Here is a 13,551-nt window from a genome sequence, read left to right as displayed (position 1 = left end):
ACTCCATGGTTATTGTGCATTTTTGGCTTTGGAGCGTGAAACACGGGCTTCGCCAATTAAATAGTCAAATAAGAAAATAATGGCGAGCATGACCACTATCAGAATCGAACCGTAAGCAATTGCCACTCCATATTCACCATCCTCAACTCGGTTCAGTATATAAGCTGTGGCTACGCGAGTATCCGGTGTCACCAAGAACACAATGGCGCTGACGGTGGTAATAGCGCGAACAAAGCTATAAATCAGCGCGGAGAGAATTGCAGGACGCAATAATGGCAAAAGGATATGGAAAATAGTGCGCATCGAGCCAGCACGTAGGCTGAGTGAGGCTTCATCCAATGATTTATCAATCTGACCAAGACCCGCGATACCTGCACGGATCCCCACTGGCACGTTACGCATCGTCATAGAAATGATCACGATGGCTGCTGTTCCCGTTAAATAGAACGGGGTATCGTTGAAGGCTAAGATATAAGATACCCCAGCCACGGTGCCTGGTACGGCGAAGCACAGCATAGTGGTAAATTCGATGGTTTTCTTACCACGGAAATCTTGGCGAACCACAATATACGCAATGAGAAGACCGAGAATGGCGGTAATTGGTGCCGCGATACCCGCATATAACAGCGTATCTAGCAGTGACGGCCATGCACCATCATCAAAGCCTTGACCAAATAATTTGGTAAAGTTATCGAGGGTTAATGTGTAATCCACACCCCAGTTAACCGTGAAGCTGCCATAGAAAATGCTGCCGTAGAGTAACACGTTAAAGGCAACCCAGATCCCCAGTAACACGGTCACGGTAGTTACTAATGATACAGGCAGCGGTTGTACATCACCTCGGTAGGATTTACCGGAAACGGTGACGTAAGAACGTTTACCAATCCACATGTATTGCACGCAGAATACCAGTAACGAGAAGACTAGCAAGGAGGCACCTAATGTACTTGCTGCTTGATAATCGAGTTGTGACCCGGTGATATAGAAGTAAATTTGGGTAGCGAGAACGTCAAAGTTTCCGCCTAATACTAACGGGTTACTAAAGTCAGCTAAGGACTGAACGATCACAATTAAGAATGCGTTTGCGAGCGCAGGTTTTAGTAGCGGCATAAACACATTGAAGAACGTTTGGTAGCGATTGGCTCTTAATGTATACGATGCTTCTTCTAAAGAGGGATGAATAGTTTTAATTGCACCGTCGAGGATCATAAATGACATCGGCGTAAATGCCAGAACTTGTGCTAACCAAATCCCAGTAAAGCCATAGAGCCAGTTAGTATTTTCTAAGCCCATATAAGTGGCTAGAAATTCGGTGATATAGCCTGAACGACCCATCATCAAAGTAACGCCTAAGCCCACAACAAAAGGTGGTGTTACGATAGGAAGAATAGAGAAAACACGTCCAATAATCGCGGAGCGTTTAGCAATTCGAGTTGTGTAAATAGCGAGAATTAATCCGAAGAAAGTACAGCCTACACCAACAGCCAGTGATAAAAATATTGAGTTAATAATAACTTGGACAATGTGTGATTGAGTTAGGATTGCCACAAATGCAAATGGTGCAAAATCTCCGTTCCCATCAGTAAACATTGGAATAAAAATTGCCACACTGGGAAAGACGATAAATAACGCAATCAGCGCGACAACAGTAATCAGGGAGCCAATCACAAATTGGTCGCCACCCAGCCACTCTAAGCGAGTTAAGGCGTGGGTCATAATCATTCCGAGTGCAATAAATAGCGTGATTGCGGAGTAACCCAATCCTCTACCATCTAAGTAGGCACTGATAATGACAACAATGGCGGTAATTGCAGCAACGGCGACATCAAAATAGTGGCGATTTTTGTGGTTACGATCGGCAGGTGTTAGTGGTCTGAATAACAAGATAGACGGTAATAAATACCAGAGCCAACTAATATTGACGCTGCTCCAGCCATACGAAGCTAAAATCTCATCTTGTGTGGAGTCGAATAAGCCATAGTCTAAGCTCCACGATGGGAGTAGAGCAAAGCCCAGCCAAGCGATCAGAATCCAAAGGAAAATACTGTCCTTTTTCTTCGAGGCGGTGAGAGTTAACGTTTGAGGCATTGTTTTTCCCCTAAGTTCATTACTTTCGAATGAAAACAGCATCATTTTTATTCGAATAATAAAGAACTTAATTAATATTATAATTCTAATGAATGAGCTAATCTGAAGCCGTCTGCAAAAAACAGACACTTAAGTTTTAGACTTCATTTTTATTGTAAGTAAGTAGCTTAGTGCGGTGACGAGCACCGCACTGGGAGCATTATTTGCTCATTTTGACTTCGGTAACCCATTTGTTGATCAGATTTTTACGGACTTCAGCATCGCCGTATTTATCCATATCGTAATTGATTAAGTTTAAGTCTTTAAGTTTCAGAGAAATAGGGGAAGATTCCGCTGTGGTGTTGGTTAAGATCTGGTAAGACTGACCTTGTTTCCAGCTCAGCTCTTGGGCTTCTTTAGACAGAACGAAATCAACGAACAGCTTCGCATTGTCCATATTACGGGCATTTTTCAGAATACTAATACCGCCGATCTCATAACCGGTACCTTCACAAGGGGCGATGAGTTCTAATGGCGCACCATTTTCAACTTCTAAAGAGTAGTCGTGCAGGAAACCGATACCGATGGCAGATTCACCACGGGCTGCGTTACGTGCAGGGGCAATACCAGATTTAGTGTATTGAGAAATATTTGAGTTTAATTTTTTCAGATAATCAAACGCTTGCTCGTTGCCCCACAGTTGGTCGAAAGTAGCGAGAGCGGTATATGCGGTTCCTGAGCTTTGTGGATCAGCGATTTGAATTTCACCTTTATACTCAGGTTTGGTGAGATCTTTCCAACAAGTTGGGATCGGTAAACCTTTCTCTTTCAGGCGATCTTTATTCACGCCAAACCCTAAGATCCCGATATAAACCGCAGAAGAGTAGTTACCTTTGCGTTTTGCTGGATCTTGGAATTGAGTCATGATTTGTGACAGGTTTGGTGATTTGTATGGCTCTAAGAGATCCATTTCACCGGCTTGTGAATGTGGGTCTAATGTACCGCCGTACCAAACGTCAGCTTGTGGGTTACGTTTCTCTGCTTCGATTTTGGCCAGAGTACTGCCTGAGCCATTACGAACGAAAGTCGTTTTTACATCATATTTTTTGGCGAAAGCTTGAGTTTCAGCTTCGCACATTGCATTGGTGGCACTACAGTAAACCACTAAACGGCCAGCGGCATTTGCTGTGGTCGTAATAGCGGCAAGAGATAAACCTGCTGCAACGAGTGTAGAAAGAGTCTTAAGTTTCATTGTCAGTCCTTTATTCACGTTTTCGGATTAACTATTATTATTTTGCGGTGAAACTGCACCGGCTAAATGCTCTCGCTTGCTGACATTCGCAATCAAAAGAGGCATCAGTAGTAGCCCCATCAAGGCCGCAGCACTAGCGAGTAAGGTAAACATTCCCGACCAACCATAATTTGCGATAACTTGAGAGAGCGGCCATCCTGCAATTGCAGCCCCTAAATAGGCATACAATCCAAGATAACCCGTTACCGTTCCAGCTGCCTTTTTATGACAATATTCTGTAGCAGCTAGACCAACTAACATCTGTGGACCAAATACAAAAAAGCCATTAGCTAAAAAACACACGGCAAGTAGCCCGTAGTGATGAATCGGTATTAACCATAAGGCATTCACAGACACAAAAAGCCCTAAAGAAAATAACAAAATCATCGGTGCTCGCTGTCCACGAAACAGAAGGTCAGACCCCCAACCCGCACACAACGCGCCTAATAAACCGCCTAATTCAAACAGTGCTAATGTTGCATTAGCACTTAATAGATTCGTTCCATGTGTTTCTGTAAGCCATAAATTTCCCCAATCGTTTATCCCTATGCGGATGAGATAAACCAAGATATAGGTACAACCTAATAGCCAAATCATCGGGTTAAACACAATGGTTTGCTTCAATATCACCCACATAGATTGTGGTGGAGATAAATGCTCCTGGCGCAGTTCTAAGGCATCATGTCGCCATTGTCCCACTGTGGGTAAGTGTTCTTCTTTTGGGGTTCCTCTTAGTTGCCGGCAGAGCCATAACCCCAAAACAACACCAATAATTCCCGGTACAATTAATGCCATTTGCCAGTTGTAATAAGTGGCTAATAAGGCAGCTAATAGCGGTAACGCCATTCCACCAAGGTTGATGGAGATATTCCATAAACCCCACCAAAACCCACGCTCATTACGTGAATACCAGTGAGTCAGGATTCTTGCGCAGGGGGGCCAACCCCATCCTTGAAAGAAACCGTTTAACGTCCACACAATCAGTAAAGCAGGAAACGATAAACAATAAGCAAAAATGATATTTAGAACGCCGGTCATGATAAGACCTACACCCATAAACCAGCGGTAGCCAGTGATATCGTGGAAAATTCCCGATATAAACTTGGACAGTCCGTAGGTTAGGTAAAAGGCAGAGGCGATCCAGCCAATATCGCTTTTGTCTAACAACAGCTCCGTTTGCATGACGGGCATAACGAAATTAAAGCTTTTTCGTGTCAGGTAAAAAGCAGCATATCCAATAATCATGGAGAACATTAATTGGCGGCGCCAGAAACGGTAACTGCCATCCAAATTAAATTTACTTTCACCCGTCATGGTTGTGTTTCTCCCGTTTGGCAAAATGTAATCAAGTTTTTAAATAAAAGGATGAGATAAGGTATTAGGAGACTAGGAATTATTCCTATTTTTACAATCTTTCATTTCAAAATGTGGGCAAGTTAACAATTATTTTGGTGCCATTTTGCGTTGTCAGTGTCCAATCGCCACCTAAAGCGGTCACTCGCTCTTCAATTCCCCGTAAACCAAAGCCAGAAGTTCGTTTGCTAAAGGGAATACCGACGCCATTATCCTCAGCAATAAGCTGGATCGAGTCACCTATTTGGTCGAGTGAAATATGAATACGTGTCGCTTTAGCATGTTTGCTGATGTTATTGAGAAGCTCTTGAACAAGTCGGTAGAGGGTGAATAAAACGGTTTCATTGGCTGGGGTTTCTTTTAGCCCATAATAAAACGTGCACTGGATATTATTTTCTTCAAAAGCAAATTCGGCGATGAGATGTGTGAGGGCGTTTTCTAGTGACATTTCATCGAGAACGGGAGGTCGTAATTGACGCAGTAATTGGCGAGTTGCTTGATGGATTTGTTGTGCTAATTCATTGATTTGACTGGCAGCTTGGCGACTTAATTCATTGGGTGCTGCTTTCTTCACTAGCATCGACTGAATTTGAATAGCGGTAATGTTTTGTCCAATTTCATCATGTAACTCTCGCGCAATATCTTTCTTGATATCTTCTTCGGTATGCACCAATTTGCGCATCAGATCTCGGCGAGTTTGCAGTTCTTGCTCCAATCGTTGGCGATAGCGCTGTAAGTTACCGGCAAGTTGTTTTTGGCGACTTACCGCAATTCCCAGTCCAATACCAATTAAGGCTTGAGAACTTAAGAATAATTGTAATTCTTGTAAGTCATCAAATGCGCCTTGGAACTGCCTTGCAAAAGTGATGATTAAGCTCCCCAATAATGCGGATAGAACCCCGCCTTGCCATCCATATCGGTAAGCCATAAAAATATTGGGAATAAAAACTAACAAAACGATCAGCTGTTCAATCTCTGGAGCAAAGAAAATTTGCGCACTTAAACCGACCAAGCAAAATAAAAATCCCCAAATAATCAGTGATGTGCGTAATTGTTTATCAGGTGTACCATAGTCGAGTAGCATATGATAATGCTGCTCATGCAGATATTCATAAATGAGATAAACAAAGGGGGATAGCAGTATTCCGCCAGTAAACGTGGTTAAAAATAGTTGGCTAATTGAGTATTGAGACAGTAAACCAAACAGTAGGGCGTTGAGGATACTGTTGGCAGTAACGCCAGCAAGGAGCAAAATCAATCGTTGCCAATACAGCGTATAGCGCCACCAAATATTTTGGATTACGACAGCGACCGCTAAACTTAGGAGCGGGGAAAGTAGCAAAATAGGCTGTGATAATAGTTGCTCTTCAGCAAGCCAATAATTGAGTAGCCCTTCAGATAATAAAATGGTCGGCCAATATCGTCGCCAGAGCAATATCATCAAGGTGAGGCGTAAGGCTTGGGGTAGAAATAGCGTAGCTTGGAAACTATTTTGGCTGAGATAAAAACCAATAATCCACAACCCAATCCAAATTAATGAATAAGTAAATAATAAAAATAGGGACTGCAATCCTAAGCGCAGCGCTTTATTCATCAATATCTACCTTGAGATAATATTATGCTCTAACGCGTAGTGAACCAGCTCAATGGTGCTATCACACTGTAATTTACCTAAAACATTTGCTCGATGAACATGCACTGTTTTATGACTCAGATTGAGTTGCTCAGCAATGACTTTGACGCTTAATCCAGACACTAATAAGTCAAAAACTTCGCGCTCACGGTTAGTGAGTTCTTGAATGCCATGTTGCTGCTGTGGTGTTTGACGTAATGCTCGCATTGCATCGGCACATAAGTAGCAACCGCCTTGATGAACAGAACGGACCGCCTGAACTAACTCTTCTGGCCCACAACATTTTGTCAAATAGGCGCTAGCCCCTGCATCCAGTGCGCTCTGCACAAATGCGGGTGTATCATAAATACTTAAAATAATGGTACGAAAATCGGGTTTTTTCTTACGTAAGCGGGTGAGTAACTGTAAACCGCTTTCATCTGGCATTGAGATATCCATGATAGCAACATCGATATCAAGGCTAATTAAGTGAGGCCAGGCTTCTTGAGCACTTGCATATTGACCCACGATGCTAATATCAGGCTCTAATGTTAGCAGTTGGGCGAAACCGGAGCGCACGACAATATGGTCGTCAATCAAGGCTATTTTTATCATTGTAATTTCGATAGTAAGTAAGTGACCATTTGCCAGTCTTATATCAATATAGGGAAAGATTAGCTAGGAACATAGTTTGAAATTCTGACGTCCATCAGAAATGAAACGCGCGGCATCATAGCGCTAATAAATCGGATGGCAATATTTTATTTTATCATCAAGAGATTTATGCCAAAAATTAATAGGGATTAGATTAATCGCCATCTCGTTTTTCAAGCCTTAAAATTTGATAGTGTCTAAAATTAGCGACAAACCATGGGGTGCGGTGTCGCCAAAAGGTGACATTTATCTTGATGATAAATAAGAACATTAAAAAACAGGTTGGTCTGTGTCTTAAATTGGAGACAGATAAGGGAATATAATTTGGAATTAGAACTTGTTCACAATATGTCAGATTAGATGTAAAAAAGTATAAAATTAAAAATCAAGTAAATTCAATGTGATATAAAATTGTTTGAAAAGTTGGCACGATGTGTGCATAATAATATTCAGTTGCTCATTCAATTGCTTATGTAGGTCCAAATTTGTTGGGAACATACCACATAAAACCCGAATGATGCCAAAGTAAGGTGCCTACCGTCCAACACCATAGATATTCGCTTTCGAGCCTTATCAGACACAGGGCGACACGTTGAGTGAGGCACCACCTATATGATTATCTTTAGTAAAAGACATAGTCATATATAAGCTGTAAAGTATCGCTGGCGGATAAATGGGAATTCTCATTTATCCGCCTTCCTACATCTGCATCCCCTCCAGCTAGATTAGCCATAATCAATAAAATTTCTTTTAGTCTATTTTCTTGAAAATTCTCACATTTTACCCCATAAACTGGCACGTTCATTGCTATTTAATCGATATGGCACACTCGCCAATATCCCAATGCAAACAGAATTTTCCGCTTAGGGGCGACTTCTGCTACCATTGAAAGACATATAAATAGGTAAGAGATGAACGGTTTGAGCAAATGGCGTCTTTTCCCGCGCTCATTGAGGCAACTGGTAGTCATGGCTTTTTGGCTAGTTTTACTACCTTTATTGGTGCTGGCTTATCAGGCATACCAAAGCCTTGAGCAATTGAGTAATCAAGCGGCAAATATTAATAAAACAACACTGCTAGATACCCGTCGTAGCGAAGCAATGAGTAGTCTCGCGTTGGAAATGGAGCGTAGCTATCGGCAATATTGCGTTCTACAAGATCCTGCATTACAAACTCAATATCACAAACAGTTTGCCGATTACGAGCAGATGTTAGAACGCCAGAAAACCATCCTGCCAGATAATGCGGATAGCTCTGCATTGGTCAATGCATTAAAGCAGCTAAAAGCGATCAGTTGCGAGAGCAATGAACCAACCCAGCTTACGACTAAAGCGTTAGAACAGTTTTCTGCGCAAAATACACAACTTGTGCAACAAACCCGCGATGTTATTTTTAGTCGTGGGGATCAGCTGCAAAAAGCTATCGCAAATAAAGGGCAGCTATTTGGTTGGCAAACATTAATTCTATTTTTACTCAGTGCATTATTGGTTACGCTATTTACTCGAATGATTATTGGTCCGGTAAAAGTGATCGAGCGGATGATTAATCGCTTAGGAACAGGTCTTACACTAGAAAATGATATTGACGGATTTAAAGGCCCTCGAGAGTTAAGAACCATTGCCCAACGAATTATTTGGTTGAGTGAAAGGCTTGCTTGGCTCGAATCTCAGCGCCATGAATTTTTACGCCATATTTCCCATGAACTAAAAACACCGTTAGCCAGTATGCGTGAGGGGACGGAGTTATTGGCAGATGAAGTTGCCGGACCGTTGACCAGCTCACAAAAAGAGGTTGTTGAGATACTAGATCATAGTAGTAAGCACCTTCAGCAACTTATTGAACAGTTGCTCGACTATAATCGAAAATTAGTGGATGAGCCGCCTGTTGCACAATTAGTCGATCTGAATAAGTTGATTGACGACATTGTAAATGCACATAATTTGCCAGCAAGAGCGAAAGAGATAAAAACGGAGATTCGTTTAAAAGTGGAAAGTTGCCTCGCAGAACCTACTTTGCTCGGAAGAGTTATTGATAATATCTACTCCAATGCGGTGCACTATGGTGGCGAATCAGGTAATATTTGGATCTCTAGTCGACGAACAGGTAATAAATTAGTGATTGAGATTGCCAATACCGGTACTCCAATCCCTGAGTCTGAGCAAAATATGATTTTTGAACCTTTCTATCAAGGAAGCCTCCAAAGAAAAGGCGCCGTAAAAGGAAGTGGACTGGGGCTTAGCATCGCGCAAGATTGCATTAAACAGATGGGCGGTGAGCTATCATTGGTTTCCCACAAATCAGCGGATGTCTGCTTTCGAATTGAACTGCCTTTAACTGCAGAGAACGAATAACAATGGTAAATAGGTCTACAGATTTTTGGGCTGTATTGTGTAAGACGATATTGCCAAAAACAACATTCAATAGCCGTAGAGTGACGAATAAATCATTCCGCATCGCTACGCCGTTAGGAATATTTTTCTTTTCTCTCTTTCTTTCTGGTTGTGTGGTGAAAAATGGACAATCTCCGTTAGAAACCTTAGCTCAAGTGGTGATCCCAGAAGTCAAAACGACAGATTATCGCTATGCATCCTGTGAGTCCATTTGGGAAAATCAGCAGCTTGCCTCACAAGAGAATGCGCTGTATTGGTTGCGTATGATGGGGTGTGTTGATCGAATGGATGCAGAACAAGCACGTAACAAAGCCAAGCAGATCGACGTGACTGATTGGTCTAGTTCATTCACGAAAAATATCCTATTAAATTCTGCCGAGCCGTCGATTACTGAACGACGTCAAATGCTAGATAGCATCAACACATATAGCTTAAGTTTTCCTACACCTGTTCGCCCGTTATTACAGATTTGGCGCGAACAGCAAGTGCAAGTTATCAACCTTGCTGAAGCTAATTCTCGTTATAAACGCTTACAGCAGGAAATGGATACCAAATTTGATCGTTTAAAAGAAGATAATGCAAAGCTGCGTTTTGAGTTAGATTCAACATCACGCAAATTAGAAAACTTAACCGATATTGAGCGTCAGCTCTCTTCACGCAAAAAAAATGCGAATGAAGCTGAAAAAGAAGATGAAAAGGCGGTAACTGATGCCGTCGCTGCTTCTCCTGATGCAGCTAAGCCAGCCGAAACAGAACAAAATCCAGCGGAGAATAAAGTACAATGACAAGCCGTAAGTCAGCGAACTTACTACTGGTTGATGATGACCCTAGCCTGCTAAAACTGTTAGGCATGCGCTTAAGTAGTGAAGGTTTTAAAGTATCGACAGCAGAGAGTGGTCCAGAAGCACTAAAACGCCTACAAAAAGAAAAAATCGATTTAGTGATTAGTGATTTACGTATGGATGAAATGGATGGCATGGCGCTGTTTGATGAGGTGCAAAAAGCCCATCCAAATCTTCCCGTCATTATTCTAACGGCGCATGGATCTATTCCAGATGCAGTTGCGGCCACTCAGCGTGGCGTTTTTAGCTTCTTAACTAAGCCTGTTGATAAAGATGCATTGTATAAAGCTATTGATGAAGCGTTAGCTCTGTCATCCACGCCGATAAGCGATGAAGAGTGGAGCTCTGGAATTGTGACTCGTAGCCCACTCATGATCCGCTTACTTGAACAAGCTCACATGGTGGCACAGTCAGATGTCAGCGTGCTAATTAACGGGCAAAGCGGTACGGGGAAAGAGGTTTTGGCTCAGGCAATCCATCGCGTGAGTCCTCGAGCTCATAAACCGTTTATTGCTATTAACTGCGGTGCGTTGCCAGAACAACTTCTTGAATCTGAATTATTTGGTCATGCAAAAGGGGCCTTTACAGGGGCAGTTAGCAGCCGAGAAGGCTTATTTTTTGCTGCCAACGGCGGAACCCTATTTTTAGATGAAATTGGCGATATGCCAATGGCTCTTCAGGTTAAATTACTGCGTGTTTTGCAGGAGCGAAAAGTTCGCCCTCTAGGTAGTAACCGTGATTTAGATATCGATGTACGGATTATCTCGGCAACACACCGTAATTTACCTAAAGCGATGGAAAAAAATGAGTTTCGTGAAGACCTTTACTATCGCTTAAATGTCGTGAATTTACGTATTCCTGCATTGAATGAGCGTTCGGAAGATATTCCATTATTAGCTAATCATTTACTACGTGAAGCCGCAAATCGTCATAAGCCATTTGTACGCAGTTTTTCCAGTGATGCAATGAAGTGTTTAATGACGGCAAGCTGGCCCGGTAATGTGCGTCAGTTGGTCAACGTGATTGAGCAATGTGTGGCACTCACCACATCTCCCGTGATCAGTGAGGCATTGGTCAGCCAAGCTTTAGAAGGGGAAAACACAGCATTACCGACATTTGTAGAAGCGCGTAATCAATTTGAATTGAATTACTTGCGTAAATTATTACAGATGACGAAAGGTAATGTGACTCAAGCCGCTCGCATGGCTGGGCGAAACCGAACTGAATTCTATAAGTTACTCGGGCGCCATGATTTAGAAGCGAACGATTTTAAAGAATAAAACCTTTATAGCCTAAAGGTTTAAGGGAGAAAAAACATTTTATGAGCCGTAAGCTTAATATCTCATTAGCGCAACTCAACTGGTTAGTTGGTGATATTGAAGGTAACTGTGACCGTATGTTGCAAGTTGTCGAGCAACAGTCACAAAATACCGATATCGTCATGTTTTCTGAGCTGGCTCTGACCGGGTATTCCCCTGAGGATTTACTGTTCCGCCACGATTTTGAAGAGCGCTGCGTAGCTCAATTAAAACGCTTACAACAAGCAAGCAGTGAATGTGCCATTATCGTTGGTCATCCTTGGTATGAAGATAGCGAAATTTACAACGCATTATCCTTTTTCTATCAAGGAAAATTACTCGCGCGTTACTTCAAGCAGGAATTGCCTAACTATGGCGTATTTGATGAGCCTCGCTACTTTACCGCAGCCGAAGACACCTGTGTGGTGGACTTCAAAGGTTACCGTTTAGGCTTATTAATCTGTGAAGATATTTGGTACGACGAGCCCATCGATAACGTTAAAGGTGCGGGTGCTGAGTTAGTATTAACCATTAATGCATCGCCATATGACTTGCATAAAGAGCATATTCGAAGTGACCTGCTGGAAGAGCATTGCCAGCGTACGGGCTTACCGATTATTTATCTTAATCAAGTCGGCGGTCAGGATGAATTAGTCTTTGATGGTGCATCTAAGGTTCTTGCAAACAAAGGTAAGCAAGTTTATCAAATGGCTGAGTTTGATGAGCAAGTAGCTACCGTGACTTTTGAAGAGTTAAAATTAGTCACCGAACAGCCAAAACTACCCGAAGTATCAACCACCGCACAAGTTTATCAAGCTTTAGTTCTAGCAACTCGTGATTACATTAATAAGAATGGATTTAATGGCGCCATTTTAGGTTTGTCTGGTGGTATTGACTCTGGTCTAACAGTCGCTATTGCGGTTGATGCGATTGGTAAAGAACAGGTTCAGGCCGTTATGATGCCGTTTCGCTATACTTCAGAAATGAGCATCCATGATGCAAAAGAACAGGCCGAATTATTAGGTGTTGAATTTGATATTGTCTCGATCGAACCAATGTTTGATGCTTTTATGGCCGAATTGCAGCCGATGTTTGCAGAAGCTCAAGCGGATACAACAGAAGAAAATCTACAAGCACGTTGTCGAGCAGTGATCTTGATGGCTATGTCGAATAAACGTCGACGTTTGGTGTTAACGACCAGCAATAAGAGTGAGTCCGCAGTTGGCTACTCAACGTTGTATGGGGATATGGCGGGTGGATTCGATGTATTAAAAGACGTGCCAAAAACACTGGTCTTTGAACTGGCTAAATATCGTAATACAATATCGCCAGCTATTCCACAACGCGTGATTGATAGACCACCTTCAGCGGAACTTGCTCCAGGCCAATTGGATCAAGATAGCTTGCCACCTTATGATGTTCTGGATGCCATCTTAGAAGGTTATGTAGAAAAAGATTTATCTGTGACTGACCTAATCAAACTTGGGTTTGATAAAGAAACAGTTCGCAAAGTGGTGCGTCTTGTCGATATTAACGAATATAAACGCCGTCAGGCTCCAGTAGGGCCGCGGATCACAATGCGTAATTTTGGCAAGGATCGTCGTTATCCGATTACTTCAGGTTTTGGCCGTAAAAATTGGTCATAACAGGAACTGAATATGAAAAAAATTGATGCAATTATAAAGCCATTTAAACTTGATGATGTTCGTGAGGCTTTAGCGGAAGTGGGTATTACAGGGATGACCGTAACGGAAGTCAAAGGCTTTGGTCGTCAAAAAGGACATACAGAGTTATACCGTGGTGCTGAATATATGGTGGATTTTTTACCCAAGGTAAAAATTGAAATCGTTGTTCCTGATGATATCGTCGAAAGTTGTGTGGAAACTATCATGCAAACGGCGCAAACAGGTAAAATCGGTGACGGTAAGATCTTCGTTTATGATGTGGCTCGTGTTATTAGAATTCGAACTGGCGAGCAAGACGAAGAAGCGATTTAACCATCGCTAAAAATGCGGTAACGGAATAAATATATCTTACATGGGAT

General features: G+C 42.2%; 10 protein-coding genes. 5 read left to right on the top strand and 5 right to left on the bottom strand.

Annotation, left to right across the window (positions count from 1 at the left end; genetic code table 11):
• Positions 1-9 precede the first annotated feature (9 nt).
• From EL244_RS11790 to EL244_RS11770, 5 genes are all read right to left on the bottom strand, one after another.
• Positions 10-2,088, bottom strand: coding sequence for an ABC transporter permease (locus tag EL244_RS11790; RefSeq protein ID WP_126461092.1), 2,079 nt, complete (start codon positions 2,086-2,088; stop codon positions 10-12).
• 199 nt (positions 2,089-2,287) lie between these two features.
• The gene (locus EL244_RS11785) at positions 2,288-3,319 is read right to left on the bottom strand and encodes an ABC transporter substrate-binding protein (protein ID WP_006814718.1); all 1,032 of its coding nucleotides are present in this window, start codon (positions 3,317-3,319) and stop codon (positions 2,288-2,290) included.
• Positions 3,320-3,346: 27 nt separating this feature from the next.
• Entirely contained in the window at positions 3,347-4,672 is a 1,326-nt protein-coding gene (gene uhpC / locus EL244_RS11780; RefSeq protein ID WP_126461089.1) for an MFS transporter family glucose-6-phosphate receptor UhpC, read from the bottom strand.
• Positions 4,673-4,778: 106 nt separating this feature from the next.
• Positions 4,779-6,305, bottom strand: coding sequence for an MASE1 domain-containing sensor histidine kinase (locus tag EL244_RS11775; RefSeq protein WP_126461086.1), 1,527 nt, complete (start codon positions 6,303-6,305; stop codon positions 4,779-4,781).
• Positions 6,306-6,311: 6 nt separating this feature from the next.
• Positions 6,312-6,938 carry a response regulator transcription factor gene (locus tag EL244_RS11770; protein ID WP_006814715.1) on the bottom strand — a complete coding sequence of 209 codons (627 nt, stop codon included), beginning with the start codon at positions 6,936-6,938 and terminating at the stop codon, positions 6,312-6,314.
• A 950-nt stretch (positions 6,939-7,888) separates the two neighbouring features.
• On the opposite strand from EL244_RS11770, the gene EL244_RS11765 reads away from it, so the two are divergent.
• Genes EL244_RS11765 through glnB form a run of 5 tightly spaced genes read left to right on the top strand, consistent with a single transcriptional unit; the run spans position 7,889 to position 13,504 of the window.
• The gene (locus tag EL244_RS11765) at positions 7,889-9,328 is read left to right on the top strand and encodes a sensor histidine kinase (RefSeq protein ID WP_126461084.1); all 1,440 of its coding nucleotides are present in this window, start codon (positions 7,889-7,891) and stop codon (positions 9,326-9,328) included.
• Positions 9,329-9,330: 2 nt separating this feature from the next.
• Positions 9,331-10,152: a two-component system QseEF-associated lipoprotein QseG gene (gene qseG / locus EL244_RS11760; protein ID WP_112837073.1), complete on the top strand. Its 822-nt coding sequence runs from the start codon at positions 9,331-9,333 to the stop codon at positions 10,150-10,152.
• Positions 10,149-11,489: a two-component system response regulator GlrR gene (gene glrR / locus EL244_RS11755; protein WP_126461081.1), complete on the top strand. Its 1,341-nt coding sequence runs from the start codon at positions 10,149-10,151 to the stop codon at positions 11,487-11,489. Before qseG ends, glrR begins: the two co-directional genes overlap by 4 nt.
• A gap of 41 nt (positions 11,490-11,530) precedes the next feature.
• Entirely contained in the window at positions 11,531-13,153 is a 1,623-nt protein-coding gene (locus tag EL244_RS11750) for an NAD+ synthase (protein WP_126461078.1), read from the top strand.
• 12 nt (positions 13,154-13,165) lie between these two features.
• Entirely contained in the window at positions 13,166-13,504 is a 339-nt protein-coding gene (glnB, locus tag EL244_RS11745; protein ID WP_004921424.1) for a nitrogen regulatory protein P-II, read from the top strand.
• The last annotated feature ends 47 nt before the right edge of the window (positions 13,505-13,551 follow it).

It is taken from the genome of Providencia rustigianii (assembly GCF_900637755.1).
Taxonomy (GTDB): domain Bacteria; phylum Pseudomonadota; class Gammaproteobacteria; order Enterobacterales; family Enterobacteriaceae; genus Providencia; species Providencia rustigianii.
Note: the sequence above shows the minus strand (reverse complement) of the source record. Positions and strands in the feature narration are given on the sequence as shown.

What these genes read in the sequence shown, in the direction of transcription:
- EL244_RS11775 (WP_126461086.1), bottom strand. Translation starts at nt 6,305, where the DNA reads ATGAATAAAGCGCTGCGCTTAGGATTGCAGTCCCTATTTTTATTATTT.
- qseG (WP_112837073.1), top strand. Translation starts at nt 9,331, where the DNA reads ATGGTAAATAGGTCTACAGATTTTTGGGCTGTATTGTGTAAGACGATA.
- uhpC (WP_126461089.1), bottom strand. Translation starts at nt 4,672, where the DNA reads ATGACGGGTGAAAGTAAATTTAATTTGGATGGCAGTTACCGTTTCTGG.
- glrR (WP_126461081.1), top strand. Translation starts at nt 10,149, where the DNA reads ATGACAAGCCGTAAGTCAGCGAACTTACTACTGGTTGATGATGACCCT.
- EL244_RS11770 (WP_006814715.1), bottom strand. Translation starts at nt 6,938, where the DNA reads ATGATAAAAATAGCCTTGATTGACGACCATATTGTCGTGCGCTCCGGT.
- EL244_RS11790 (WP_126461092.1), bottom strand. Translation starts at nt 2,088, where the DNA reads ATGCCTCAAACGTTAACTCTCACCGCCTCGAAGAAAAAGGACAGTATT.
- EL244_RS11785 (WP_006814718.1), bottom strand. Translation starts at nt 3,319, where the DNA reads ATGAAACTTAAGACTCTTTCTACACTCGTTGCAGCAGGTTTATCTCTT.
- EL244_RS11765 (WP_126461084.1), top strand. Translation starts at nt 7,889, where the DNA reads ATGAACGGTTTGAGCAAATGGCGTCTTTTCCCGCGCTCATTGAGGCAA.
- EL244_RS11750 (WP_126461078.1), top strand. Translation starts at nt 11,531, where the DNA reads ATGAGCCGTAAGCTTAATATCTCATTAGCGCAACTCAACTGGTTAGTT.
- glnB (WP_004921424.1), top strand. Translation starts at nt 13,166, where the DNA reads ATGAAAAAAATTGATGCAATTATAAAGCCATTTAAACTTGATGATGTT.